This window comes from Pseudaeromonas sp. HNCC25DJ182 (assembly GCF_055413365.1).
Window position 1 is genome coordinate 120,619 of sequence record NZ_JBVAYG010000008.1, and the last position, 24,511, is coordinate 145,129.

Consider the following 24,511-nt stretch of genomic DNA (forward strand, 5'->3'; position numbering starts at 1 on the left):
GCGCAGTCGATAACCACGTCTGCATTACCGCACACACACTTCTCGCTTACGCCAGCTCAACGACGTCGGCCACTGCCCCAACACCACACCGCCGAAAATGGCCAACGCAGCGACCGACTGCAGCAGGCTGAGCGACTCATCCAGCCACAACCACCCCATGAGTAACGCGATCAACGGTACCAAGTTGATGCTCATCGCCGCCTGGGAGGCCGGGATCCAGCGCATCGCCATGTTATAGAGACCAAAACCGCCAAGCGTCACCAGCCCGCCCAGATAGAGCACGCTGAGCCAGGCGCTTTGCGGCGCAGCGGCGAGAGTCCCTTCCGGCGCCAGCCAGATCCCCGGCAGAAAGAACAGTACACCGAGCAGATTCTGGGTTCCGGTCAACCACCAGGTGTCGTAGCGACTGCTCAGCCGCTTGAGGATCACCATATAAAAGGCGATGCAGAGCATGGCCAGCAGCTGCAAGGCATTGCCCAGTAGGGGGTTGGGTGCTGACTGGTTGTGTCCGGCCCCCAGCGACAACAGCACTACACCGCTCAGGGAGAGCAACAGCCCCAGAATGCCGTTGAGCCCCATCCGCTCCTTGAGCCAGATCCAGGCCAGCAACGCGACAAACAGCGGCGCCAGAGCGGCGACCGTTCCCGCCTGCCCCGAGCTGGTAAACTGCAGCGCCTGCACCTCGAGTAGAAAGTAGAGACAGGGTTGCAGCACCCCGAGTCCCAGCAACCATTTCCAATCCCCGGCCTGATAGACCGGCTTGGGCAACCGGTGCCAGAAGGGCAATAACACCAGGGATGCCATCACCATCCGCAGCCAGATCAACAGCCAAGGGGAGAAATAGCCCAAGGCCGTTTTGGTGGCGGCATAGGAGGTTCCCCACAGCAGCACGGCACCGGTCAAGGCCAGCAGCGCCCAGCCGGTGTAGGGACGAGATGCCCGGGTGAAAGAGACCGTATCGGCAGCGAGGCGAGAGGAGGATGTACAGGCGGTATCCGCAGAGGTAGTCATGGGGCAACTGGGTTCCAAAAAGCAACGTCGATGGGGTTATCTTACGCTGCGGCTATCGGCGGGTCTGGCATGATATTGCGCTCACGGCCGGTCAACTCGCCGCATTCACGCTCCACAACCATGGCTCCCCCTCCTGTTGATGAACAGGAGCGCCTTTTACCTCCCGGCGCCTTTTACTTCCTAGCGTCGTTGCTGATACTGCGCCGGGGTTGCCCCCACCACCCGGCTGAACAGGCGGGTAAAATGGCTCTGATCGCTAAAGCCCAAATCGGCGGCCACCTGAACGATCGACTCCCCCGCCGCCAGCTTGCGCTTGGCGGCATCAATCCGCAGTTGTAAATGATAGCGATGGGGCGGTAACCCCAGCGCGGCGCCAAAACGCCGGTTCAAATGGCTGGGGCTGATACCGACCTGGACACTCAACTCGCTCAGCGCCACCGGATGTGCCAGCTCGGCAGCCAATTGGGATTGCACCTGCTGTAACCAGGGCAATGGCGTACCGGCTGGAGCCGACAGACGCGGTTGCGGCCAGCGCTGCCAGGTCTGCTGCCATACCTGTTGCAACTCAAGTTGCCAAGTCGCGGCCGCCGCCGCCTCCAGTTCGGGGGGCAGTTGGCAGAGATGCACCAGATGCTGGGCCAATTGCTGCCAACGTTGCCACAGCTCGGGATCGGCGAGGACCGGCGGCGGAGTCGCCCTATCGGCAGTCGGGGCCCCCAACACGGCCGCATCCAGATAAAACATCCAGTAACTGAGCGGCGCATCCCCTTGCGGATTGCAGTCATGGACCACTCCCGGTGCAATCAGGACCAGATCCCCGGTTTGGGCACAAAAGTGCTGTCCACAATAGTCAAATGCAGTGCTGCCGCTGAGCACCAGGCCGAGGGAATAGACCGGATGGGTGTGGCGATGGAAGGTCTGCCGTCGGTAGCTGGCGCGTCTGAGCTCAACCCCGGGGCATGCCGGTGAACGCCAGAAACAGACCTCCCGCTTGAGCTCTGGCCGAGCGGGTGTCTGGTGCTGATCCGGAGGAATGAACAGGGGCGGCATCAAGGTATCACCAGGGCTCGAAGATGGAGCCGTTACCCGGCAGGAACAGCCGCTGATAGATGGCGGTCGCTTCACCGTCACTCATGCTGGCGATGTAGTCACACACGGTGCGATGCAGGGAGTGACGACTGCCCGGGGTGATCTTGGCCGAGACCGAACGCGGCAGCAGATCGCCGGGGTTATCGCGAAATGCCTCGAACAGCTCGGCGATGATCTGCTGTCCCTTGTATTCCAGGGTGCGAATACGCGGCTGGGCGATCACCTCGTCAAATACATAGCCCTTCAGCCGTTTGAGAATAGACTCGGCTTCGGATCGCAAGCGCAGGCGATAATCCAGCAACGGATGGTCGAACAGCCCCAACGTCACCGGTTCAGTCTGGGTCACCAGCACATGGACCAGATTGGTGATCGCCTGCTTGAGCAAACGCGGCTCACCGCTGGCAATCCGCTTGGCGTAATAATCCGGTTCGCGATTCTTGCGACTCTCCAGCCGGGCGACTTCGGCCAACAGCTCGCCAAGTTCATCCGCCACCTTGTGCGGACTGAGCAGCCCTACCGCCAGCGCGTCTTCCAGATCGTGCACACCGTAGGCGATATCGTCGGCAATCTCCATCACGCTGCAATCGAGACTCTTATGGGCGGCACGCAACCCCTTGATGCGGATCCCCGCCTCCACCTTCTCCACAGCGACCGGAGTACAGAACAGATGACGGTCCGCGTCGCTGAACGGTGCCAACAACCAGTCGCGGATCTCGGACTCATCATTGTGGATACACTTGGGCGGATGCCAGGGGGTCAGATTGCGTGGTGTCGCCAGCGGGCGCTCGGGATAATCCGGCGCCACCTCGCCGAACAGCACCGGATATTTCAGCACCGCCAGCAGGGTTCGGCGGGTGAAGTCGTAACCGAAACCATCAGAGTATTCACCCAGCCGGCTGAGGATGCGCAGGGTCTGGCCATTGCCCTCGAAACCGCCAAATTCCAGCATGTAGTAGTTGAGGATCTTCTCGCCATTGTGGCCGAAGGCCGGATGGCCGATATCGTGGGCCAGACAGGCAGTCTCGATGAGGTGCTCGGGCGGCACCCAGGGCGCCAGCTCTTCCATCCCTTCCCGCTTGCCATACCAGGCCAGGCGGTTGGCCAGTGACGCGCCGATCTGGGCCACTTCCAGGGAATGGGTCAAGCGGGTGCGGAAGAAGTCGTTCTCGCCGACACCGACCACCTGGGTCTTGCCCTGCAGACGACGAAAGGCGGCCGAGTGGGTGATGCGGCTGCGATCGATGCGCGCCAGAAAATCCAGATCCGGGCTCTTGCCGCTCTCCTCTTTGGCGGCAGGAGCCGCGACCTTGCCCCGGCTCGCCCCGCCCGTTGAAGAGCGTCGCTCTCCCCACTCAGCTCCAACTCCCTGAATCGCCATGCCATGCCCCACTGACCAGTCGTGATGCCCAGCATACGGCATCACAAGCCGGAAAACAGCATCAGGGTGATTACCCCATGAGGCTGAAAAATCATGACGTCCCCCGTCGGGTGATGACGAACGACACCATCCAGATTAGGCTAAGGAAGTGGTATCAACATGATAGCGTCTTGGCAACGCACACTTGCCTAACGGTTTCCACTACAGGAGTCACACATGAAACGAGCTCTGATCGCCACCGCACTCTGTTGGAGTTTCCTCACCCAGCCTGCGGCTATGGCCGAAGATGGCATCAAAGTAGAGCAAGTCCAATTTAAATCAGGAGAATCCAACACGAGCCTCCAGGGCAAGATCGCCGGGCGTCAGACACTGGATTACGTCCTCGGCGCCAAGGCAGGCCAGAGCATGGTGGTGAACCTCACCGGTAAATCCAGCACCTACTTCAATGTTCTCCCCCCCAAGAGCGAAGAGGCCATCTTCATCGGCTCGACCCTCGGTAATCGCTTTGAAGGCAAACTACCCGCCAGTGGTCAGTACCGCATCCGCGTCTACCAGATGGGTGCCGCCGAGCAATCTTCAACCCCGCATAGCTTCAAGCTGGATATCGGCATTACCAACTGAAGACTAGAGGTATTGGCTCTGATGAGCGGACCAGACATAGCCTCATCGAGTCGAGCCAGGAAAATGCTGACAAAAAAACGCCGGGCAGAGCCGGCGTTTTTGTAAGACAAGCGGATAACTTATTCTTCAATCCACATCCGAGCACCACGAGCCGGGATGGTCAACTTGTGCCACTGGGCGGTCACCTGCATGGTCTGGGTGGTATCGAGTACATCGCGGTAGGTGCGGTTCCAGTCAAACTCGTACTTGTAGGTATCCACCCACAGATCCTGGGCCGTGTCGCACTTGTTGATGCCGACGACGCCAACCTTGCCGCGCTTGAAGGCCACCACGCAATCACTGCTGCCCAGCATCTGCATCGGTTTACCCTGCATGGCATTGTGGAACTTGATCATCGCCTTGATATCCGCGCGCTTGTAATAATCGACCCAGCGGCTGCCATCGTTACTCTCGTTGTGGTCGGTGTAGACCATGGGCGTGCCACCATCGCGACCGAGGATGTAGGCGTAGGCCAGCTTCTCGTCGGTCTGGTTCATGATTTGGTAGCGGAACCCCGAGTTGGTCGGGATATCGTGGGTAATGGCAAAAGTCACGGCCCGACTACCCGGCAAGGCCTGACCATAGGCGCCCGGATCATACAGCTGATTCATGCTGCCACCATAGGCCAGCGCAGCACGGATTGAGGCAAACAGCGGGAAGTCATAGGCTCCATGGCTGGTGTTATCCAGATAGGGTTTGAGGAACTTGTCATAGTCGCTGTTGCCGGCGCCGCCGGAGGTGATCACCTCACCAAACACATGCATGCCACTGATGATGGTCGGGGTGAAGACCGCATTCAGATGGTAGTTATCCATATGCTTGACCGCATCGACGCGGAAGCCCTTGATGCCGAGCGCCTTCAGAGCACTCAGATAGGACTGCTGCTGACTGACCACCCAGTTATTGGGGTTTAGATCCGGCAGCCCGGTGTCGCCACTGCCGCCACACAGACGCCAGTACTGCACATTGCCCGGATCATTCCAGTTGGTGATGCAACCGGCCGGATGGAAATCACTGGCACCCAGGAAGTTGACCGCCAGATCGCCATACAGTTTTTGCGCGTTGAAGTAGGTGGCGTTCTGCGCATAGTTGCCCAGCACCTCAGAGCCCGGATAGTTCAGATCGCTACGCTTCCAGCTCTCGTTGGCCATATGGTTGAGCACCACATCGGCATACACCCGGATCCCTTTGGCCGAGAGGGTATCGATCATGGTTTTCAGGGTCTGCTTGTTGCCCAAGGGGGTGTCAATCACCCGGTAGTCCTGGGGCTGGTAGCGCGCCCACCACTCGGAGCCGGAAGACTTGAGCGGCGGAGAAATCAACACCACCTTGTACCCGGCCGCAGCAATATCGCTGGCCTTGGCGGTCACATCGGCATATTTCCAGTTGAACGCATGCATGATGACGTCGGCACTGGCGGCCTGGCAGGCCAACAAGCTACCCAGCAACAAGGCAATCCTGGTTTTACAATTCATATCGGTTTCCTTCATGTGTCGTTTTTGTTATCCATTCATCAATTGCTCACCGAATGAGCAGCAGCAGAGTGCCGAGTGACGAATAAACCGACAACATGCGCCCAGCAATATCGTGATATCGATCATTTTTGGTTAATAATTTTGTGATTGCGCTCATTTAGTCGTCAATACAAAAATAAAATAGCGTTAAATTGGATTTTTACTCTAAAAAGGGATTCAAGGCGAGCTCTTTACTGTGACAGCTGAACTCGAGAAAATGCTGTCTAACCTAGCTTTCTATCCAATTTCCCGATGAAATGCCGCACGAACACGCTTGTTCCTGACCTCACGGCTCAGCGGCAGATCGGATAAGATGTGGTCTCACGCCGTTGTCGAGGTCCACCATGCGCCACGTCAATCTCAACCTGCTGCCTACCCTTAAGGCGCTGCTGGAAACCCGCAGCGTCAGTCGTGCCGCCGAGCTGCAGCACTTAAGTCAGCCCTCCATCAGCAAACAGTTGGCCCAGTTGCGACAGGAATTTGCCGATGAATTGCTGGTACGGGAAGGCCAGCGCTGGCTGTTGACGCCACGCGCCGAGCTCTTGCTGCAAAGCCTGAGCCACACGCTGGAAGTGTTGGACGAACTCTACGCTCCCGTCCATTTTGAACCGGCCGAGTGCCAGCGGGTATTTCGTCTGGCCTCTTCGGATTATGTGGCCCAGTACATATTGCCGGAGATCGGCGAAGCACTGGCCCAGGCGGCTCCCCACGCCGCCTTGGAGTACAGTCTGTGGCACAAGGAGCAACTCCCCTTACTGCATAGCCTGGAGCTGGATCTGGTCTCGACACTGACCGACACTCTGCCCGCCCAGCTCAACAGTCAGTGCCAGGGCGAGGATGGTTTGGCGATTGTCATGCGTCGCGATCATCCCTTGAACCGCCGACCATTCGGTTTGGCCGAGTACCTGGCGGCCGCCCACCTGCAGGTCAGCGGTGGCGGCGATAAAGAGAGTGCCATCGAGCGCGTATTGGCCCCCCGCGGACTCAGCCGCCGCTGGTTTGCCAAGGTGCCTTTCTTTCAGGCCGCGGTAGAGCTCCTCAAGCGCACTGATTGTTTGCTCAGCACCCCCAGTCATATCGCCTGGCAGCTGGCACAGGAGCACGACTTGATCCTGCGCCCCTTGCCCTTTGCCTGTGCTCGTCAGCACTACCAGCTGATCTGGCACCAACGCTATCAGCAGGATCCGGCCCACCGTTGGTTCCGCGAGCTGGTCTTTCCATTTCTTAGCGGCCATCTGCAACAGGCCACCCGAGCCGCCGAACAACATCTGGCAGCCCAATTGGTGGTATAGAAATTCCAATATTGAATACTGTTGATTCATTAATTTCATTTTTAGAATAATCAAAATCCCTCTAGGCTGGAGTCCATTCGATGCCCGGCTACGATGTCGCCCCGCATCTCCGGCAAAACAAGCGTGTGAAGAGAAGGAAAGGATATGGAATTCACCACCTGGTTGGCGCTGGCCGCCATCTGCCTGATGGGCGCCATCAGTCCGGGGCCCAGTCTGGCACTGATCATTCGCAATACCGTCCAGGGCGGACGTCTGCATGGGGTCGCCACCGGTTTGGGCCATGGCGTTGGCGTCGGCGTTTACGCCCTCATCACAGCGCTGGGGCTGGCGCTGCTCATCACTCGCACGCCTTGGTTGTTTCAGGCGATCCAGTATGGCGGTGCTTTATTTTTAGCCTGGCTCGGCCTCAAGGCCCTGTTGGCCCAAGCATCATCCCAACTCGAGGCGGAAACCGCCCATGCCCCCAGCGGTCAGCGCGGTGCTCTGGAAGGGCTGGCAGTCTCCTTTCTCAACCCACAACTGGCGATCTTCTTTGTCGCGCTGTTCAGTCAGTTTGTGCATCAGGACACCGGCTGGCGCGAAGGCATTCTGATGATGCTGACCGCAGGTGGCATTGATGCCCTGTGGTACAGTCTGGTGGCACTCCTGCTTTCTCACGGTCCGGTCTTGACCCAGCTCAAGCTCAGAGCCCGGTTGATCGACAAGCTCAGCGGCCTGATCCTGCTCGGTTTGGCCATCAAGGTAGTACTCTGATCGGCACGACTCCGCTCTGGTTTATCCAGCCAGCGGCGAAAAACGGCAGGGACGAAAAACGTTAGGAACGAAAAAACGATAGGGCCGAGAGTATCGCCCTATCGAATCACACACCCCCTTCGGCAAACTAGCTCTCTGCAGTAGCGGTGCGCATACGGGAACTGACCTCCTGAGCACTCCGGCTGCGGCTTGAGCCGGCCGAGCGCTGGAATTGCATCACCAATTTATTCATGGCACTCAGACGACCGCTGAGCCCCAAAATGTGCAGCGCGGCCTTCTTGCTGGAATCGGTCGAGTCGCTGGCCAATTCCCGGATGGTCAGCACATTGTGATGGATGCTCTCGGTGACTTCGCTCTGCTCCTCCATGGAGTGGGCAATATGGGCACCCAGCTGGGCAATACTATCCAGCATCTGGTGGATTTGCTGCAACACCTCACCGGTATCCGCCGTCAGCTGTCGCGAAGAATCCGACAGGCTATACCCGCTGAGCATGGCCGACTCCGCCTTGGCCGAGTTTTGCTGCAGCAGCGCAATCATGGACTGGATCTCTCCGGTCGAGGCTTGGGTCTTGATTGCCAGCGAGCGAATTTCATCGGCGACCACCGAGAAACCGCGCCCGGCATCTCCCGCCCGAGCCGCTTCGATGGCCGCATTGAGCGCCAACAGATTGGTCTGATTGGCAATGGCGTTGATCACCTCCAGCACCCGACCAATATCCCGGCAATTTTCGACCAAGGTATGGATCACGGTCTGGGCATTGCTGAGCGATTCATGGACCCCGCCGACAGCGGCGATGGACTTGCTCACCGCGCTTTGTCCGGTGCTGGAGAGACTATTGGCCTCCTCGATCAACCGCGCGGTATCGCTGGCGTTATGGGCCACCTCGCGGATCGATTGCGCCATCTCGGTCACAGCCGTAGCTACCATATCGGTTTGGCCCAGTTGCCCGGACAAGTTATGCGTGATGGATTCGGCATTACGCACATCCTGCTCCACAGACGCCAGGATACTCTGGGTGGTCTCGGTGGTTCGAGCCACCACGGCACGAAGCTCCGCCCGACGCATCCGCATGGCCAATTCAATTTCGGCTAAGCTGTCCACCCGACCGATATAAATCAACTGCATCAATGGGTTATCAAAATCATGGCGCGCTTGGGCGCGCAGTCTGCCGAGTCGTTGCCAGAAGAGGCGGCCACAGGATAACAAACAGCCCAAGGCCGCCCACATCAGTCCCTGATTCCAGACGTTGGCTCCAGCAATCCCCAGCCAGCCCAGAGCCAGGATCAGCACAGAGCATGCTGCCCAGATCCCACTTTCGCAGTTCAACCAGCGCTGACGCAACGCGCGCGGTGTGGTGCCCTGTTGCAGTTGGGCGTAGACGGCGCTGGCGCGTTGTTTTTCTTCTTCGCTCGGCAAGGTGCGTACCGACTGGTATTCGATGGTACGGCCCTGTTCATCCTGGATGGGCGTCACAAACGCACTGACCCAGTAGTGATCACCATTTTTGCAGCGATTCTTGACCAGACCCATCCAGCTTTTCTTGTTCTGAATGAAGGACCACATATTGGCAAAGGCGGCAGTAGGCATATCGGGATGCCGCACCAGATTATGGGGTTGCCCCACCAGCTCATCATGGCTGAAGCCGGCAACGGCACAGAAGGCCGCATTGGCGTCTGTGATATGGCTGTGCAGATCTGTGGTGGAAATCAGGCTCTGCTCCGAGGAAAACAGGCGTTCTTGTTGGCTTACCGGCTGATTAACTCTCATAAAACAGCTCCTGGAAAAAACGGATTAAGGTTGGAGCAACGGGCTACCATCTGCGCGTTGGACGATAGGAGCCTAAGCAGGGAACATGCCAGCAACAGACAAGCAACATTACAGCAACACCCGATGATTCTACTCAGGTATTTTGTGATTTCGATAAGAATTATTCTCAGTTTGCGAAATAGCCTTGCAGCCTGCAGTCGCAAAATGAGAAATCGATTCAGCACTGAGCTCGTTCGAAACTATTGCCAGCCAGAGCAAAAAAAAAAAGCGACCCTCAGGTCGCTTGTTTAACTCGCTCAACTTGCTCATCGGCAACGATGAACCGAAGCCTCCGCGGCCGTATCCGGCTCGAACTAACCATCAAGGCGCGGCTTTAAGCCAAAGAAAAAAGAGAAGGTGATACTCAGCCCTCGGTGCCAGGCTCAGCGCGCATTGAGCTTGGTCCAGACCTCGTTTTCAGTCAGCTTGGGATTCTTGTTGCTCAACTGCAGCTTGCCACCCGAGCTGATGGTTTGCGCCCAGCCGACGATGCTGGTCACGGAGCGCGAAGACCATTGATTGGCGACCAGCCAGGGCTCGATCTCCGCCGGATTGATGGGGATCCGATTCTTGTGCAACACCTTGAGGGTCAGCTTGATCCGATCCTCATCATTGGCTTGCAACATGGCTTTATTGCAGGTCGCGGAAAACGACTTCAGGGCTTTTAACAACAGACTATTCATGGTCACTCCCGGATCTATGGTTCGCCATTTCCGGCAAAAACGACGATCGACATCGTCATGTTGAATTCTGGCCGCAACGAAACTATCTCCGTTGCGGGTTTGAGATTATCCCCGCTCCGGGATCGCATCGTCATTCAAGCTAAACAACTGTTTGAACCAGTCGACCGGATTATCGGGGCGTGCATCGCCGTCGCTGCTGCACCCTTCAGTCGGACCCAGCAGATCCAGTCGTGCCGGGAGCGCCAGTGAACCGGCACATCCGCTGGCCACCGGCTTGCCGCCACGGGAGAAGTTGGCCCAGACGATGCCTTTGGGCACCGCCAGCTGCAGCGAGTTGACGCCGCGGCGATCGAGATAATCCCCGAACAGTTGCAGAGCCCCATTGGCACCGGTGAGACCTGCGGGTTGATTGTCATCGCGGCCAACCCAGACGCTCACCAACTCGTCATTGTCCAGACCACTGAACCAGGAGTCGCGCAAATTATCGGTGGTGCCGGTCTTGCCGGCCAGGATCGCCCCGGGGAACCGAGCCGCCAAAGAGCGCGCCGTACCCTGGCTTGCCACCTTGGTCATGGTAAACAGCGTCAGATAGCTGACCCGGGCATCCACCCGCCGTTCAGCCTTCACATCCTTCTGATACAGACTCTGATTCCCGGATCCGAGCACGGCTCGCACCGTGGTCAGCGGCTGATACAGGCCTTCACTGGCAAGAGTCAGATACATCTGGTTCACCTCGAAGGGTGAGAGCGCCACAGTGCCGAGAAACAAGGACGGGAAAGCCTGAATGGGCTGAGTGACACCCAGCGCACGCAAGGTATCCACCACCTTGCCGACCCCGACATCCATCCCCAAGCGCACGGTGGGCAGGTTCAGAGACTCTGCCATCGCCTGATACAGGGGCACCTGGCCCCGATACCCCTTGTCGTAATTCTGCGGCTTCCAGGTCTGACCGCCCTGATTACGCAGGGTCAGCGGCGCATCGCGCAGCGGAGTCGCCAGGTTATAGCCCTTCTGCAAACCGGTGAGATAGACCGCCGGTTTCACCAGAGAGCCAATCGGCCGCCGGGCATCCAGCGCCCGGTTGAATCCGGCATAGCGAGCATCCCGCCCACCGACCACCGCGGAGATCTCGCCGGTACGCCAGTTGGAAATCACCATGGCGCCTTGCAGATCGGGGCGCTTGCGCTCCTTCTCGATGCGATCCAGCTGACTGGTCACCGCCTGCTCGGCCGCCAGTTGCGCCACCGGATCCAGGCTGGTGAAGATCTTGAGCCCGGATTGGCTCAGAAAACTGTCGCCGAATTTATCCTTCAGCTCGCGTTTGAGCAGGCTCATAAACGCCGGAGTCCGGCCATAGCTCATCTGGCCACGCTCCAGCAGGGTCAGCGGCTTGGCCAGATAGACCTGATAATCGGGCGGCTCGATCTTCAGGTTATCGAGCAACACCCGCAACACCAGATCCCGCCGCTCCTTGGCCCGCTCCGGATAACGCCAGGGATCATAGTAGGAGGGGCCGCGCACCATGCCGACCAGCAGTGCCATCTGATCCTGATCCAGCTCGTTGAGCGGCAGGCCGAAATAGAAGTAGGACGCCAGCCCGAAGCCATACACCCCCTGCGCCTTGTTCTGCCCCAGGTAGATCTCGTTGATATAGGTCTCGAGGATCTGCGCCTTGCTGTAACGGTAATCCATGATCACCGCCATATAGGCCTCCTGCACCTTGCGCCATAGGCTGCGCTCGCGCGTCAGGAAGAAGTTCTTCGCCAACTGCTGGGTCAGGGTGCTACCGCCCTGCACCGCACGGCCCGCCTTGAGATTGGCAAAGAAGGCGCGGCCGATGGAGAGCAAGGAGACACCGCCATGGTTGTAGAAGTCGCGATCTTCGACCGTCAGCAGGGTATCGATAAAACTCTGCGGCACTTCATCCAGGCGTAACAACAGCCGGTCCTCGATCTCCTCCCCGGTCAGACGATCGAGCAGTACCGGATCCATGCGCACATAACCCAAATCCTTGAGGGAGTCGGCATTTTGAATGCGCTTGAGCCGTTGCCCGTCAAAGGTCAGCAGCAAGGGTCGCGTCTGTTCACCTCCGTCGGAGAAGGTGAAGGCACGGCGGATCAACACCAGCTTGTTGCCCCCCGAGGCATACTGGCCGGCGCTGGTTGGTCTGCTGCTCGGCCGATAGTTGAGCAATTTCAACTCGTGCAGCATCTGCTTCTGCGACAAACGTTGCCCCGGGTAGAGCTCCAGCGGTCGGCTGTAAACCAGGGCTGGCAGTTGCCACTTCTGGCCATCAAATTTGTCGCGGATCAGGCTATCCAGATAGATGCCGGTCACCAGCAGACCGGCAAATAACACCAGTCCCAACTTGAAGGCCAACCAGCCCCAACGGCGCCAGTTCACCTGCTGATACCAGGCTTGTTTTTTCTTTGCTCTGGGTTTACGCGCTGCCATTGTCTTGGTTCATCCTGTGCTTGGTATATCGGGTCGGCATCGCCTCGGAAGGGTCATCCGGCCAGTAGTGTTTGGGGTAACGCCCCTTCATCTCTTTTTTTACTTCACCGTAACTGCCTTGCCAGAAAGCGGCCAGATCCTGGGTCAACTGCAGGGGGCGCTGGGCCGGAGAGAGCAATTCTACCAGCAGGGCCACTGTGCCACGAGCCACAGTCGGCGTCTGTCGCTGTCCAAACATTTCCTGGATGCGTACCGGCAACACTGGCGCTTGCCCCGCTTGATAGCGGATGCGCAAGCGACTACCGGTCGGCGCGGTAAAGTGACTCGGCAGCAGAGCATCCAACTCCCGGGGCAACGGCCAAGGTAGCCACTGCCGTAATATGCTACTCAAATCCAACCGTTTGAGCTGCTCCAATCGACTCATACCTTGCAGGTGGGGCAGCAACCAGCTCTCCAGTTGTGCCAACAGGCTTGCCTCATCAGCCGCCGGAAACGTCAACTCCGGCAACCATTCGGCGGCACAGCGTAGCCGGGCCAGATACTGCTCGCTCTCCTCATCCCAGGGCAGACACCCCAGCCCCTTGCTGCGAATACCATCCAGCAGGCAGAGGGCTTTTTGTTCGTCACTCAGGTTGGCCAGCGGTTGGCGCTCCAGCACTATATTGCCCAGTCGCAGTTGCTGCTCGGCGCGCACGCGGCCTTCCCGCTCATCCCACCCCAACCAGCTCTCGCGGCTAAACAACGCCGGTAGATAACGCTGTAGCGCCTCCAGATCCACGGCTTCGGCCAGATAGAGTCGGATCCCCTGGGCGTTGAGCACAGGGTCAATCGCCACCAGCCAGTCCCGGCCGGTCAGGGAGTGATCTGGCGCCAGATCGGCGCTCTGGCCGCCGGATAATTGATAGCGACAGCCATTGCGCAACTTACCGATGCGATCCGGCCAGGCCAATGCCGCCAGCAGACCCAGCCAGTTTCCAGCACTGGCGGTCCCCACGCTTTTTCTACTCAGTGCTGGCAGCACTTGGCTGAGCCGCTCACGCCAGCGTTGCGCCTGGTGCTTGAGCGCGGAGCCGTAACGGACCAGCAAGCTGCTCAACCGATCGGCACCACGCTTCTCCTCTTCCAGTAACGCCACTAGGTAACAAGCCTCGTCCAGCACGCCATCCAAGCCATCCTGTTCAAGATCAGCGGCGCACAGCAACAGATGAGCCAGTCGCGGATGACAGGGGAGCCGGGCCATCAGCCGCCCGCGCGGTGTCAGATGATGCTGATCATCCAGCGCTTCGAGTTGTTGCAGTAACCGGCGCCCCACCAGCAAGTTCGCCGCCGGGGGCAACTCCAGCAGCGGCAAGCCTTCCGGCTCGCAGCCCCATAGCGCGGCTTCGAGCAGTAGATTACTCAGTTCCACCACCCGGATATCCGGCGGGCTCTGCTCATCCAACCGATCCTGCTGCTCGGCACTCCACAGACGGTAACAGACCCCGGGCCCCAGACGCCCGGCCCGCCCCGACCGTTGGGTCGCTGAAGCATTGGCGATCTGTTTGAGCTCCAGGCGCTCGATACCACTGTTGACATCGAAGCGTACCCGTCGCTCCAGACCGCTATCCACTACCACGCGAATGCCTTCGATGGTCAGCGAGGTTTCCGCCACATTGGTCGCCAGTACGATTTTGCGCTCTCCGGCGGGAGTTGGCAGTATGGCCTTTTGCTGCTCGGCAAACGGCAGCCGACCATGCAGCGGAGCTACCCGCACCTGAGGGCTATCGGTCAAGCGCTCTTGCAGCCACTGCGCCAGACGCTCAATTTCCCCCGCACCGGGCAAAAACACCAGTAAGCTTCCCGACTCGCTCTGCAGCGCCTCCAACACTACGGCGCCACATTGCGGCACCAGGGGCTGCTGCCGGTTGCCAGGACGATAGTGATGGACGATGGGATAGGCGCGCCCGGCACTGTGCAGCAGCACGGCATCAGGCAACAGGGATGAAAAATCCAGACCATCCAGAGTGGCGGACATCACCAGCAGACGCAGATCCGGGCGCAGGGCACTGCGCGATTCGATGCTCAGGGCCAGCGCCAGATCCGCATGCAGGCTGCGCTCATGAAATTCATCGAAAATCAGCAGACTGACACCGGGCAACTCCGGATCGGCCTGGATCATCCGGGTCAGGATCCCCTCGGTGACTATCTCCAGTCGTGTGGCCGCACTGACCCGACTCTCGCCCCGAACCCGATAACCAATCTGCTGACCAACCTCCTCACCCAACTGCTGCGCCAGATAACGGGCAATATTGCGCGCCGCCAACCGGCGCGGCTCCAGCATGATGATGCGGCCGCTGACGGTATCAGATTGCAACAGGGCCAGAGGCAAAGCAGTGGATTTACCGGCCCCGGGAGGCGCCTGCAGAATCACCGGCTGACCTGCGTCCAAAGCCGCTTGCAGGGCCGGCAAAACGGCCAGTGCAGGTAAGGAAGAGGACTCGAGATCAGAACAAGAAGAAGACACCGAAACTCCAACAATGACGCAGTGCCCTCATGGCGGCACCGAGTTGAGATGGGCGCATTGTGCCAAAGCTGGCGGCCGTGACCAAGGGCTGGCGAAGAAAGTTCAGCGATGGAGGCTGTGAAGATCCAGGCGACCAACCGATCAAGAACGAGTCGCCCGGAAAAATCCATGTGATTTCAGGAGGTGACAGCAGGGCGTAACGAACGTCCGCGCCAGCGCAACCAGGCCGTATCCAGCAGCCAGACCAGTAACAAAGTGCCGCCCAGTAACGGAAAGAGCATCCCCAGTACGGCACTGATCACCAAGGCGCCTCGCCACAGTGGTAGCGAGTGAGGCAAAGGAGGGGCGCCAAAGCGCCGGGCCGGACGGCGTTGCCACCACAGCCAAAAACCACTCAGAGATAACAGCAGGATCAGCAGACATAACACCAGCATCACCAACTGGTGGAGTGGGCCGTACATCTTGCCCATATGCAGCATGACGCCGGTTTCCACCGCCTTGGCCACAGCGGAGTAATCCTGCCAGCGCACATCCGCCAGCACAGCTCCGCTGTATTGATCAATATGCAGAGTCGCATCATGACGCGGATCGTCGGCAAACAGGGATACAGTGTAAACGCCACGCTCGCCTTGAGGCAGCGAGATACTGTAGCCAGGAGTCACACCCCGAGACTGGGCGAGTTCAACAATCTGCTGCAAAGCTATCTGGCCATGATGGCCTGTCGTCGGGTTGGTGGTATGGGTGTGATGAGCACCCGATTCCGGCAAAGGTGTATTTTCCAGAGCCCAGGGCACAGTCTGCTGATGGGGCTGGTTTAATTGCCGGGCCAGCGGTGCCGACTCGGGGACCTGATTCCACATGCTGGCCGGGAAGCGATTCCAGACATCGGCAAACTGACCGCCCCAAAAACCGGTCCAGGTCATGCCGCTCAGCAGGAAAAACAGTAATCCTGTGGCCGCCCAGAAGCCGGTTGCGGCATGCAGATCGCGCCAGCCCCGTCGCTGCTTCAGACTGCGGCGGGGAACCATGACGCCATTCACTCCTGCCCCGGCGCGAGGCCACCACAGATAGAGGCCGCTCACCAGCAAGAGCAGCCCCCAACCGGCCACGACCTCCAGGATCCAGTCGCCAACCTTGCCCATCAGTAATTCCGCGTGCAGTCCACGCGCCACACCCTGCAGGGTCGATGCCGTTTCCTGCTCCCCCAGCCAACGTCCGGTATAGGGATCCACAAATTGTGACCGCTCCACACCCTGATCATCCAGAACGATCTCGACACTGCGATCGTCAGCGACGGAAGGTAAATACCGGCTCACACTGGCGTCGGGGTAATGAGCCCGGGCAACAGCCAGCAATTGATCAGCCGGTAAATGGTGATGAGCGGGAGCCACGATCAGCAGCTCCGGGTAGAGCAGGCGATCCAGTTGTGGTTTGTACAAATAGATAATGCCGGTCACCGCGAGCAGGCATAAAAACGGGGCGACAAACAGACCCGCATAAAAATGCCAGCGCCAGGCACGCAGATAGAAATGGGTCGGTTGGCTGGCATCAGCAGTCATATGGGCTCCATGCACTCTGTTCGTTGGGAGCAATGTCGCCCCGGAGGGGGCGCATGATAATAACCCCAAAAAAACCACACAATGGAAACGTTTTATTAACAAGCCAGATCTGTGAACTAACACGGGCGGATTTCGGCATGGAAAATCGCCACCACGCGCCAGATAGAAACCTAAAACCCAGATAAAAAGCAGGGATTTGTTAACTAGGGCAAACAAGCTGCCCCACCGCTGCGGCATGATGAAAACGGTTTACGGCTGGAGTCATAAGCAACCCGAACGCCATCGGCAACCGCGCTGCACTGCCTCCTTACCTCATGTCTAGTTTATCGATGGGAGTCCCTATGTCTGTCATGCGTTTTTCCATTCCTCGCGACATCATCTACGGCGATAACGCTCTGGAGCACCTGAGCCAACTCAAAGGCCACAAGGCGGTATTGGTCACCGGCGGCAGTTCGATGCAACGCTTTGGTTTTCTGGATCGAGCCGAGGCGTTGCTGCACCAGGCCGGCATGAGCACCCTGCTGATTGATGGTGTCGAACCCAATCCTTCCGTCGAAACCGTACTGCGCGGCGCCAAGGCGATGCAGGAGTTTGAACCGGACTGGATTGTCGCTATCGGCGGCGGCTCGGCACTGGATGCCGCCAAGGTGATGTGGTGTTTCTATGAACACCCTCACCTGCAATTTGCCGATATCATCACCCCGGGCTCCATGCCGCCGCTGCGCAACAAGGCCCGTTTCATCGCCATTCCATCCACCAGCGGTACCGCCTCGGAAATCACCGCCTTCTCGGTGATTACCGACACCGCCAACCATATCAAGTACCCGATTGTCGCCGCCGATATGGTGCCGGATATCGCCATCCTGGATCCGGCCATCCCGGCCAAGATGCCGCCCCATATCACCGCCAACACCGGTATGGATGTATTGGCCCATGCTATCGAAGCCGTCGCCTCCACCGCAGCCACCTCGTTTACCGATCCCTATGCCATCGAAGCGATCAGCCTGGTGCTGAATAATCTGGAAACCGCGTTCCATGAACCGGATAACCAGACGGCACGCTTCAACATGCACAATGCCTCGGCGCTGGCCGGTATGGCCTTCACCAATGCCTCACTCGGTCTGGTCCACTCGCTGGCCCACAAGATCGGTGGCGAATTCGGGGTCACTCACGGCTTGGCCAATGCCATCCTCATGCCTTATATCATCCGCTTCAACCGTCAGTTCAGTGACAAGTACGCACGGGTCGAGAAGTTGATGGGCATTGCCGATCTACCGGCCGCCATCGAAGCCCTGAACCAGAAGCTGAACATTCCCTGCTGCTTCCAGCAGTGTGATGAAGTGGACTTTGACGAGAGCAAGTTCCGCGATGTTCTGGAGCGGATGAGCCAGAATGCGCACGCCGATCCCTGTACCTGGACCAATCCGGGCAAGCCGACCGTCAGCGATGTCAAGGCGCTGTATGAAGCAGCCTTTTATGGCGATGCTTGTTGCGAAGCCTGAAACCAGTTCGCGAATAAACCATAAAGATATCGGGGGCGCTGCGGCGCCCTCTGCTTTGGCTATCCACGATGACAACCAACCCGGGCGACTGGCAAACTAAGTGTATGTCTCGCCGCCGCATCGAGCCCCCCATGTCACAGACATCAATAACGCCACGGACATCAGTAACATCACAAACATCAACGACACAGCAAACATCAACGACGCCAATAAAACTCCGACGCCTGTTTTTCGGACTGGATGCCCACTCCCAAAGCCAGGCGCTGCAGAGGTTGCAACAGCTGTTGGCCTTATCTGCCTCTCCGGTGGTGGCCGACAATCTGCATCTGACGGTGCTGTTTTTAGGCGCAGTCGATGAGGAGCGGCTGCCCCGGCTCTGTCAGCTCGGGTATCAGGTGGCATCGCAACAGGCTGGATTCAGGGTGGTGCTTGATCAGTTGGGGTTGTTTCCCCAGGCCAAAGTGGCCTGGGTCGGGCCGAGCCAAGCGCCGCGCCAACTGCTGGAACTGGAGCAAGCACTACGGGCCGGGGTCTTGGCGCTGGGGTTGCCATTGGATGAGCGTCCCTATCGCCCCCATCTGACCCTCTATCGCAAGGCCCGCCCCCAGCCATCCTCGGCGGGGCCCTGCAGCCCAATCACGCTGCCGGTCAGCGGGTTTCACCTCTATGAATCCTGCTCCACACCCGACGGAGTGCAGTACCAAAAGCTCGCCAGCTGGCAATTTACGCGCACGGGTTCAGCTGCAACGACGGGCTAATCAGCAGCATCCGGGTCAGAGGTGGACGGGTAGCGGCCGAACCAGATGAATGGCCTGTGGCGAGATGTCCGCGCCATAGGCCAGGAGCTCCACCCCGGCCTGATGCGCTTCGGCCAGCAAGGCACTGTACGACGGATCGATATGGGTGGCAGGACGCACTTCGCGGATCCCGGTATGTTGGACACAGAACAGGATCACCGCCCGCACACCCGCCTCCTTCATGCGGATCAATTCGCGCAGATGTTTGCTGGCACGAGCACTGGGAGCATCCGGGAAGAAGCCCACTCCGGCGGCGGCCAGCTCGGGATGAGCATCCCATCCCAGCAGAGTCACGCTCTTGACTTCGATGTAGCAGTCGGCCGCAGTCCCCTGCTCCAGCAACAGATCGATACGGCTGTTTTCCTCACCATAGCGCACCTCCTGTCGAAGTACGCCATAGCCTTGCAACTCGCGGATGACGCCGGATTGAATGGCCGCCGCCGCCAGGGCATTTGCCCGCGCCGTATTGACGCCGATGAAGTGACCGGCATCTGATTCACTCAACTCCCAGCTCCGGCTGTATTTGCGCTTCGGATTATCCGACACCGAAAACCAGACGCCCCAGCCTGGCTCGGCGCAACCGGTCATGCGCCCGGTGTTGGGGCAATGCAGGGTCACCTGCTGACCATCCGCCAACCGTACATCAGCCAGAAAACGCTGGTAACGCCGGAGCAGGCATGCCCTTTGCAGTAGTGGTGATGCCGGAGAGCGTTCATCGGCAACCTGCCGGGCCTGAACCGGGGATTTTATGTGATCGGTCTCATCGAACATGATGGTTGTCTGCTATAACCAAAAAAGCAGCCCCCATCATAGCGCAGCTCCAGGCGCTGACCTATGCGCAGTGCCTCGACTGATCGTTGAAAAAACCAGCAAACAGAGGGTATTCATGCTGGTCCCGTGGCCTGGAGTGGCTTTTTCTGTACATTTGTCGCGATGACACCTTGAAAGTGGCAAAAACGACACAATATAACGGTACCAAATCGTGGTACTCCGCGAGTTGTTTGACAGCGTGAGGCGGCAGAAGAATAAAAGCAGGTCTGGCTAACAAAAATAGTCAACGTATTTGCTAGGGCTAAAACCTTCTGATATAGATACCGGCCTCAAGATTATCAGTAGCCAGCACACCGTGACGTGCTGTGTTGTGCGAATTAGGAGATCAACATGCCAATGGGCGATACCAACAAATCTCTGGGTCCTCTGGCCATCGCCGGTGTGGAACCTTACCAGGCCAAACCTGGTGAGGAATACATGAATGAGGTGCAGAAGACCCACTTCCGCAAGATCCTCGAAGCCTGGCGTAACCAGTTGCGTGAAGAAGTAGACCGTACCGTCGATCATATGAAAGATGAAGCGGCCAATTTCCCGGATCCGGTTGACCGTGCGGCTCAAGAAGAAGAGTTTGCACTGGAGCTGCGGGCGCGTGACCGCGAACGCAAGCTGATCAAGAAAATTGAAAAGACCCTGGTCAAGCTCGAAGACGATGATTTCGGTTACTGCGAACATTGCGGTATCGAGATCGGCATCCGCCGCCTAGAAGCGCGTCCTACCGCCGAGCTGTGCGTGGACTGCAAGACGCTGGCCGAGATCAAGGAAAAGCAAATGGCGGGTTAATTCCCTCCTGCGCATTACCCAGAGGGAGCCAATGGCTCCCTCTTGTTTTAGCGTGGTTCCACCACCGCCTCCTTCATCTCACGCCCTGGACCATCTCCGGTCCCGATGATCAACGCAAATCTGTTTGCCGCCACTGGCTGGGCTATGTCAGACTCTGCCCCGTTATCACGCCGTCAACCTGAATCGTAACTATCCATGTCTGCTTCTTCCTATCTGGGACGCTTTGCGCCATCGCCCTCCGGCCCCCTGCATTTTGGCTCGCTGGTCGCGGCGGTAGGCAGTTACCTGCAGGCGCGGGCGTTGGGTGGACGCTGGCTGGTTCGCATCGAAGATCTGGATCCGCCCCGGGAAGTTCCAGGGGCCGCCGACGATATTCTGCGCACGCTGGAACGTTACGGGTTGCTCTGGGATGGGGAAGTGATGTACCAAAGCCAGCGCCATGATCGCTATCAGGCGGTACTCGAATCATTCGCTCGTCGCGGTCTGACCTATCACTGCCAATGTAGTCGGGCACGCATTCAGGCCAGTGGTGGTTTTTATGACGGTCATTGCCGGGATCTCGGCTTGCCCGCCAGGGGCTCTGCCATCCGCCTGCGATTGATGGCTCCGGTCTACCATTTCGAGGATGGGGTCCGCGGCCATATCGAGGTGCCTGGTGCGCTGGCCACCGAGGATTTTATCCTCAAGCGGCGAGATGGCTTGTTCGCCTACAACCTGGCCGTAGTGATCGATGACGCCGATAGCGGTATCACCCAGGTCGTTCGCGGTGCGGATCTGATCGAACCAACCGTCCGCCAGATAGCACTATACAGCCTCCTGGGCGCACCGGTCCCGGAATGGCTACACCTGCCGCTGGCATTGCAAGAAAACGGATTGAAATTATCCAAACAGAACCATGCCCCTGCCCTGGGCTGCGAGCAGATCAGCCAGACCCTGTGGCAGGCTCTGCACTTTCTCGGTCAGCAGCCACCGGCCGAGTTGGCAGGAGACACGAAAGAAGCGCTGTTGGAGTGGGCCGTTCGGCACTGGCAACAGCATAAAATTCCAACCCAATCGCAGATCCTGAGTCTTTCACGCCAGGGATAGCGATCGGTTTCTCATTTTTGCATGCTGCGCTATCATAGCGCCGCTGCAACAAGCGGGTGATATCCCGGAGGTGTACTATTTTTTCCCAGATTGCGAATTTCTGCCGTAAGGTACTCGGTAAGGATGAAGAGGACCAACCCATGGCAGACGAACGCCGCATACTGACGCGAGACCAGCACTCCATTTCTCGACGCCAGATCAGTGATAATGCCCTGAAGGTACTCTATCGCCTGAACAAGTCAGGCTATGACGCCTACCTGGTCGGGGGCGGTGTCCGTGACCTGCTGCTGGGAAAACACCCCAAGGATTTCGATATCGTCACCGATGCCACCCCGGAGCAGATCAAGCGTCTGTTCTCCAACTGCCGTCTGGTCGGTCGTCGTTTCCGCCTCGCCCATGTGGTGTTTGGGCGTGATGTCATCGAAGTTGCAACCTTCCGCGGTCACCATCACAAGGTGAACACCAGCAAGCATATTTCCAGCCGTTCGGATGAAGGTATGCTGCTGCGGGATAATGTCTACGGCACTATCGAAGAAGATGCTGAACGCCGCGACTTCACGGTGAACGCCCTGTACTACAGCATCAAGGATTTCAGCCTGCATGACTTCCACGGCGGCCTGGACGATCTGGATGCCGGAACGCTGGAACTGATTGGTGACCCGGAAACCCGCTATCGCGAAGATCCGGTTCGCATGCTGCGCGCTATCCGTTTCGCCGCCAAGCTGGATCTGACCATCAGCGAGCGCTCGGCTGCTCCCATTCGCGAATTGGCTCCCCTGCTGCAGGATATTCCGCCCGCCCGGCTGTTTGAGGAAACCCTCAAGCTGTTCCAGGCCGGTCATGCGCTCAAGACCTACCACCTACTGCGTGAGTATGGTCTGTTTGCCCCTCTGTTCCCGCAGGTCGCCACCCTGTTGACCAAAGAAAACAACAGTCCATTCGAACGATTCCTGGAACAGGCTCTGACCAACACCGATGATCGGGTTGCCGCCGACCTGCCGGTCACGCCAGCGTTCTTCTATGCCGCTCTGCTCTGGGGGGTGGTGGAAAAACGCAGCCGTGACTTTGCCAATGAGAGCACCTTGCCGCCGCAAGATACCCTGTTGTTGGCGATGAATGAAGCCATTGACCAGCAGATCAAGACCATCGCCATTCCCCGTCGCTTTACCTCCGACGTACGCGAGATCTGGCTGCTGCAGGATCGCCTGCCCCGCCGCTCCGGCAAGCGGGCCGAGCGTCTGTTCGCACACCCTCGTTTCCGCGCCGCATTCGACTTCCTCGAGCTACGCAGCCGAATCGATGGCCGACTCAAAGAGCTGGTGCAATGGTGGGCCGAATATCAACAGGCCAATGCCGGCCAACGCGGCGAGTTGGCCAGCCACACCCCCGCAGTTGCCTATGGCTCGCCGACTGATGAAGAGCCTTCGGAACGTGCCAAGCCCCGCCGCCGCCGTCGTCGCTCACCCCGACGTCCGAAAGAAGGCGCGGCATGAGCCAGGTTTTTATTGCGCTCGGGGCTAACCTGGGCGCTCCGCTGACACAAATTCACCAGGCCGTGGCTGCCCTGCAGCAGCTGCCCCGGACGCGTTTCATCGCCTGCTCTCCCCTGTACGCTTCTCGTCCCATGGGGCCCAGCGACCAGCCAGATTACATCAACGGCGTAGCATGGCTCGATACAGAGCTAACGCCTCATCAACTGCTGGACGCAACTCAGCACATAGAGCTGGACCTGGGACGGGTGCGTAAAGCCGAACGTTGGGGACCCCGTACTCTGGATTTGGATTTGCTGCTGTTCGGCCAGGAACAGCTCCAGGATGATCGCCTGACCATTCCCCATTACGGCATGAAAGATCGTGCCTTTGTCCTCGTTCCCCTGTTCGATTTGGTCCCGGATCTGCAACTGCCATGCGGCAGTGCGCTTCGGGATTGGGTTGCAACCTGTGACCGCAGCGGCCTGTTTCCGCTCGCGGACAGCCCGTAATACAAGGAGTCTCCATGAGCAAAACGACCGTCAGCCACCTGCAAAAAATGAAGCAGGAAGGTACCAAGTTTGCGACCATCACCGCCTACGATGCGACCTTCGCCCGTCTGTTTGATGAGGCCGGGATCCCGGTCATCCTGATTGGTGACTCCCTTGGCATGGTCATGCAAGGTCATAGCGATACCCTGCCCGTCACCATCGACGAGATGGCCTACCATACCCGCTGTGTGCGTCGCGGCACCCAGAATGCTCTGGTGATCGCCGATATGTCGTTCATGAGCTATAGCGATCCGGCAACCGCCTGTCGCAATGCCGCCACCTTAATGGCTGCCGGTGCCAGCATGGTCAAGATCGAGGGAGGCGAGTGGTTATGCGAGACAGTGAAACAACTGCAGCGTAATGGGGTTCCCGTTTGTGGCCATTTAGGTCTTACTCCGCAATCCGTACATGTCTTTGGCGGCTTCCGTGTCCAAGGCCGCGACATGGAACAAGCCGAAGAGATTTACCGCAGTGCTCTGGCTCTGCAGGCTGCCGGGATCCAGTTACTGGTACTTGAATGTGTACCTTCGGCCCTAGCCGAGCGCATCACCAAAGCCCTGCGCATTCCGGTGATTGGCATCGGTGCAGGCAATAGCACCGATGGCCAGATCCTGGTGATGCACGATGCGTTTGGGGTCACGTCCGGTTATACCCCTAAATTCACCAAGAATTTCCTGGCCGAAAGCGGCGATATCCGCGCTGCGGTACGTCTGTATCAGCAGCAAGTTGCCAATGGCAGCTTCCCGGGCCCAGAACAAACTTTTAACTAACAGCCTTTTCGTTTGACGGCGA

General features: G+C 58.6%; 20 protein-coding genes. 10 read left to right on the forward strand and 10 right to left on the reverse strand.

Annotated elements, in window-relative coordinates; translation table 11 throughout:
- Nucleotides 1-24 precede the first annotated feature (24 nt).
- From ACZYUB_RS08655 to ACZYUB_RS08665, 3 genes are all read right to left on the reverse strand, one after another.
- Complete coding sequence (locus tag ACZYUB_RS08655; RefSeq protein WP_463947136.1) at nt 25-1,011, reverse strand: DMT family transporter; 987 nt, start codon at nt 1,009-1,011, stop codon at nt 25-27.
- A 180-nt stretch (nt 1,012-1,191) separates the two neighbouring features.
- Nucleotides 1,192-2,061: an AraC family transcriptional regulator gene (locus ACZYUB_RS08660; RefSeq protein WP_463947137.1), complete on the reverse strand. Its 870-nt coding sequence runs from the start codon at nt 2,059-2,061 to the stop codon at nt 1,192-1,194.
- A 7-nt stretch (nt 2,062-2,068) separates the two neighbouring features.
- Complete coding sequence (locus tag ACZYUB_RS08665) at nt 2,069-3,478, reverse strand: anti-phage deoxyguanosine triphosphatase (RefSeq protein ID WP_463947138.1); 1,410 nt, start codon at nt 3,476-3,478, stop codon at nt 2,069-2,071.
- Between the two features lie 216 nt (nt 3,479-3,694).
- Here ACZYUB_RS08665 and ACZYUB_RS08670 point away from each other — a divergent pair, with 216 nt between their 5' ends.
- A complete protein-coding gene (locus tag ACZYUB_RS08670) occupies nt 3,695-4,099 on the forward strand; it encodes a DNA breaking-rejoining protein (protein ID WP_463947140.1) in 405 nt (134 codons plus the stop codon).
- Between the two features lie 119 nt (nt 4,100-4,218).
- Here the strand turns inward: ACZYUB_RS08670 and ACZYUB_RS08675 are convergent, their stop codons facing one another.
- Nucleotides 4,219-5,613, reverse strand: coding sequence for an alpha-amylase family protein (locus tag ACZYUB_RS08675; RefSeq protein WP_463947142.1), 1,395 nt, complete (start codon nt 5,611-5,613; stop codon nt 4,219-4,221).
- A 383-nt stretch (nt 5,614-5,996) separates the two neighbouring features.
- On the opposite strand from ACZYUB_RS08675, the gene ACZYUB_RS08680 reads away from it, so the two are divergent.
- Entirely contained in the window at nt 5,997-6,944 is a 948-nt protein-coding gene (locus tag ACZYUB_RS08680; protein WP_463947143.1) for a LysR family transcriptional regulator, read from the forward strand.
- Nucleotides 6,945-7,088: 144 nt separating this feature from the next.
- The gene (locus ACZYUB_RS08685; RefSeq protein ID WP_463947145.1) at nt 7,089-7,697 is read left to right on the forward strand and encodes a LysE family translocator; all 609 of its coding nucleotides are present in this window, start codon (nt 7,089-7,091) and stop codon (nt 7,695-7,697) included.
- A gap of 127 nt (nt 7,698-7,824) precedes the next feature.
- On the opposite strand, the gene ACZYUB_RS08690 is transcribed toward ACZYUB_RS08685, so the two are convergent.
- The 5 genes from ACZYUB_RS08690 to ACZYUB_RS08710 all read right to left on the reverse strand — a co-directional run bounded on the left by ACZYUB_RS08690 (nt 7,825) and on the right by ACZYUB_RS08710 (nt 16,703).
- Entirely contained in the window at nt 7,825-9,465 is a 1,641-nt protein-coding gene (locus ACZYUB_RS08690; protein WP_463947147.1) for a methyl-accepting chemotaxis protein, read from the reverse strand.
- Between the two features lie 422 nt (nt 9,466-9,887).
- On the reverse strand, nt 9,888-10,187 hold the full coding sequence (locus ACZYUB_RS08695) for a DUF1889 family protein (protein ID WP_463947149.1): 300 nt from the start codon (nt 10,185-10,187) through the stop codon (nt 9,888-9,890).
- Between the two features lie 105 nt (nt 10,188-10,292).
- Nucleotides 10,293-12,641 (reverse strand): penicillin-binding protein 1B, encoded by a 2,349-nt coding sequence (gene mrcB / locus ACZYUB_RS08700; RefSeq protein WP_463947150.1) that lies wholly within the window; start codon nt 12,639-12,641, stop codon nt 10,293-10,295.
- On the reverse strand, nt 12,628-15,144 hold the full coding sequence (gene hrpB / locus ACZYUB_RS08705) for an ATP-dependent helicase HrpB (protein WP_463947152.1): 2,517 nt from the start codon (nt 15,142-15,144) through the stop codon (nt 12,628-12,630). The genes mrcB and hrpB overlap by 14 nt, the downstream gene beginning before the upstream one ends.
- Before the next feature lie 176 nt (nt 15,145-15,320).
- A complete protein-coding gene (locus tag ACZYUB_RS08710; protein ID WP_463947154.1) occupies nt 15,321-16,703 on the reverse strand; it encodes a PepSY-associated TM helix domain-containing protein in 1,383 nt (460 codons plus the stop codon).
- A 341-nt stretch (nt 16,704-17,044) separates the two neighbouring features.
- On the opposite strand from ACZYUB_RS08710, the gene ACZYUB_RS08715 reads away from it, so the two are divergent.
- Both ACZYUB_RS08715 and thpR read left to right on the forward strand, forming a co-directional pair.
- Nucleotides 17,045-18,205, forward strand: coding sequence for an iron-containing alcohol dehydrogenase (locus tag ACZYUB_RS08715; protein WP_463947155.1), 1,161 nt, complete (start codon nt 17,045-17,047; stop codon nt 18,203-18,205).
- 131 nt (nt 18,206-18,336) lie between these two features.
- The gene (thpR, locus tag ACZYUB_RS08720; RefSeq protein ID WP_463947157.1) at nt 18,337-18,963 is read left to right on the forward strand and encodes an RNA 2',3'-cyclic phosphodiesterase; all 627 of its coding nucleotides are present in this window, start codon (nt 18,337-18,339) and stop codon (nt 18,961-18,963) included.
- A 15-nt stretch (nt 18,964-18,978) separates the two neighbouring features.
- Here thpR and sfsA read toward each other — a convergent pair whose 3' ends face one another.
- Nucleotides 18,979-19,773: a DNA/RNA nuclease SfsA gene (sfsA, locus tag ACZYUB_RS08725; RefSeq protein ID WP_463947158.1), complete on the reverse strand. Its 795-nt coding sequence runs from the start codon at nt 19,771-19,773 to the stop codon at nt 18,979-18,981.
- A gap of 390 nt (nt 19,774-20,163) precedes the next feature.
- Between sfsA and dksA the strand changes: the two genes are divergently transcribed.
- The 5 genes from dksA to panB all read left to right on the forward strand — a co-directional run bounded on the left by dksA (nt 20,164) and on the right by panB (nt 24,489).
- Nucleotides 20,164-20,613 (forward strand): RNA polymerase-binding protein DksA, encoded by a 450-nt coding sequence (dksA, locus tag ACZYUB_RS08730; protein ID WP_460882745.1) that lies wholly within the window; start codon nt 20,164-20,166, stop codon nt 20,611-20,613.
- A 195-nt stretch (nt 20,614-20,808) separates the two neighbouring features.
- Complete coding sequence (gene gluQRS, locus ACZYUB_RS08735) at nt 20,809-21,699, forward strand: tRNA glutamyl-Q(34) synthetase GluQRS (RefSeq protein WP_463947161.1); 891 nt, start codon at nt 20,809-20,811, stop codon at nt 21,697-21,699.
- Nucleotides 21,700-21,839: 140 nt separating this feature from the next.
- Nucleotides 21,840-23,192, forward strand: a complete 1,353-nt coding sequence (gene pcnB / locus ACZYUB_RS08740) for a polynucleotide adenylyltransferase PcnB (protein WP_463947163.1) — start codon at nt 21,840-21,842, stop codon at nt 23,190-23,192.
- Nucleotides 23,189-23,680 carry a 2-amino-4-hydroxy-6-hydroxymethyldihydropteridine diphosphokinase gene (gene folK / locus ACZYUB_RS08745; protein WP_463947164.1) on the forward strand — a complete coding sequence of 164 codons (492 nt, stop codon included), beginning with the start codon at nt 23,189-23,191 and terminating at the stop codon, nt 23,678-23,680. Before pcnB ends, folK begins: the two co-directional genes overlap by 4 nt.
- Nucleotides 23,681-23,694: 14 nt before the next feature.
- A complete protein-coding gene (gene panB / locus ACZYUB_RS08750) occupies nt 23,695-24,489 on the forward strand; it encodes a 3-methyl-2-oxobutanoate hydroxymethyltransferase (protein ID WP_463947166.1) in 795 nt (264 codons plus the stop codon).
- Nucleotides 24,490-24,511: the final 22 nt, after the last annotated feature.

Bases quoted from the DNA above. Each gene is read 5' to 3' on its own strand.
- ACZYUB_RS08655 (WP_463947136.1), bottom strand. From the start codon at position 1,011: ATGACTACCTCTGCGGATACCGCCTGTACATCCTCCTCTCGCCTCGCT.
- ACZYUB_RS08660 (WP_463947137.1), bottom strand. From the start codon at position 2,061: ATGCCGCCCCTGTTCATTCCTCCGGATCAGCACCAGACACCCGCTCGG.
- ACZYUB_RS08665 (WP_463947138.1), bottom strand. From the start codon at position 3,478: ATGGCGATTCAGGGAGTTGGAGCTGAGTGGGGAGAGCGACGCTCTTCA.
- ACZYUB_RS08670 (WP_463947140.1), top strand. From the start codon at position 3,695: ATGAAACGAGCTCTGATCGCCACCGCACTCTGTTGGAGTTTCCTCACC.
- ACZYUB_RS08675 (WP_463947142.1), bottom strand. From the start codon at position 5,613: ATGAATTGTAAAACCAGGATTGCCTTGTTGCTGGGTAGCTTGTTGGCC.
- ACZYUB_RS08680 (WP_463947143.1), top strand. From the start codon at position 5,997: ATGCGCCACGTCAATCTCAACCTGCTGCCTACCCTTAAGGCGCTGCTG.
- ACZYUB_RS08685 (WP_463947145.1), top strand. From the start codon at position 7,089: ATGGAATTCACCACCTGGTTGGCGCTGGCCGCCATCTGCCTGATGGGC.
- ACZYUB_RS08690 (WP_463947147.1), bottom strand. From the start codon at position 9,465: ATGAGAGTTAATCAGCCGGTAAGCCAACAAGAACGCCTGTTTTCCTCG.
- ACZYUB_RS08695 (WP_463947149.1), bottom strand. From the start codon at position 10,187: ATGAATAGTCTGTTGTTAAAAGCCCTGAAGTCGTTTTCCGCGACCTGC.
- mrcB (WP_463947150.1), bottom strand. From the start codon at position 12,641: ATGGCAGCGCGTAAACCCAGAGCAAAGAAAAAACAAGCCTGGTATCAG.
- ACZYUB_RS08710 (WP_463947154.1), bottom strand. From the start codon at position 16,703: ATGACTGCTGATGCCAGCCAACCGACCCATTTCTATCTGCGTGCCTGG.
- ACZYUB_RS08715 (WP_463947155.1), top strand. From the start codon at position 17,045: ATGTCTGTCATGCGTTTTTCCATTCCTCGCGACATCATCTACGGCGAT.
- thpR (WP_463947157.1), top strand. From the start codon at position 18,337: ATGTCACAGACATCAATAACGCCACGGACATCAGTAACATCACAAACA.
- sfsA (WP_463947158.1), bottom strand. From the start codon at position 19,773: ATGTTCGATGAGACCGATCACATAAAATCCCCGGTTCAGGCCCGGCAG.
- dksA (WP_460882745.1), top strand. From the start codon at position 20,164: ATGCCAATGGGCGATACCAACAAATCTCTGGGTCCTCTGGCCATCGCC.
- gluQRS (WP_463947161.1), top strand. From the start codon at position 20,809: ATGTCTGCTTCTTCCTATCTGGGACGCTTTGCGCCATCGCCCTCCGGC.
- pcnB (WP_463947163.1), top strand. From the start codon at position 21,840: ATGGCAGACGAACGCCGCATACTGACGCGAGACCAGCACTCCATTTCT.
- folK (WP_463947164.1), top strand. From the start codon at position 23,189: ATGAGCCAGGTTTTTATTGCGCTCGGGGCTAACCTGGGCGCTCCGCTG.
- panB (WP_463947166.1), top strand. From the start codon at position 23,695: ATGAGCAAAACGACCGTCAGCCACCTGCAAAAAATGAAGCAGGAAGGT.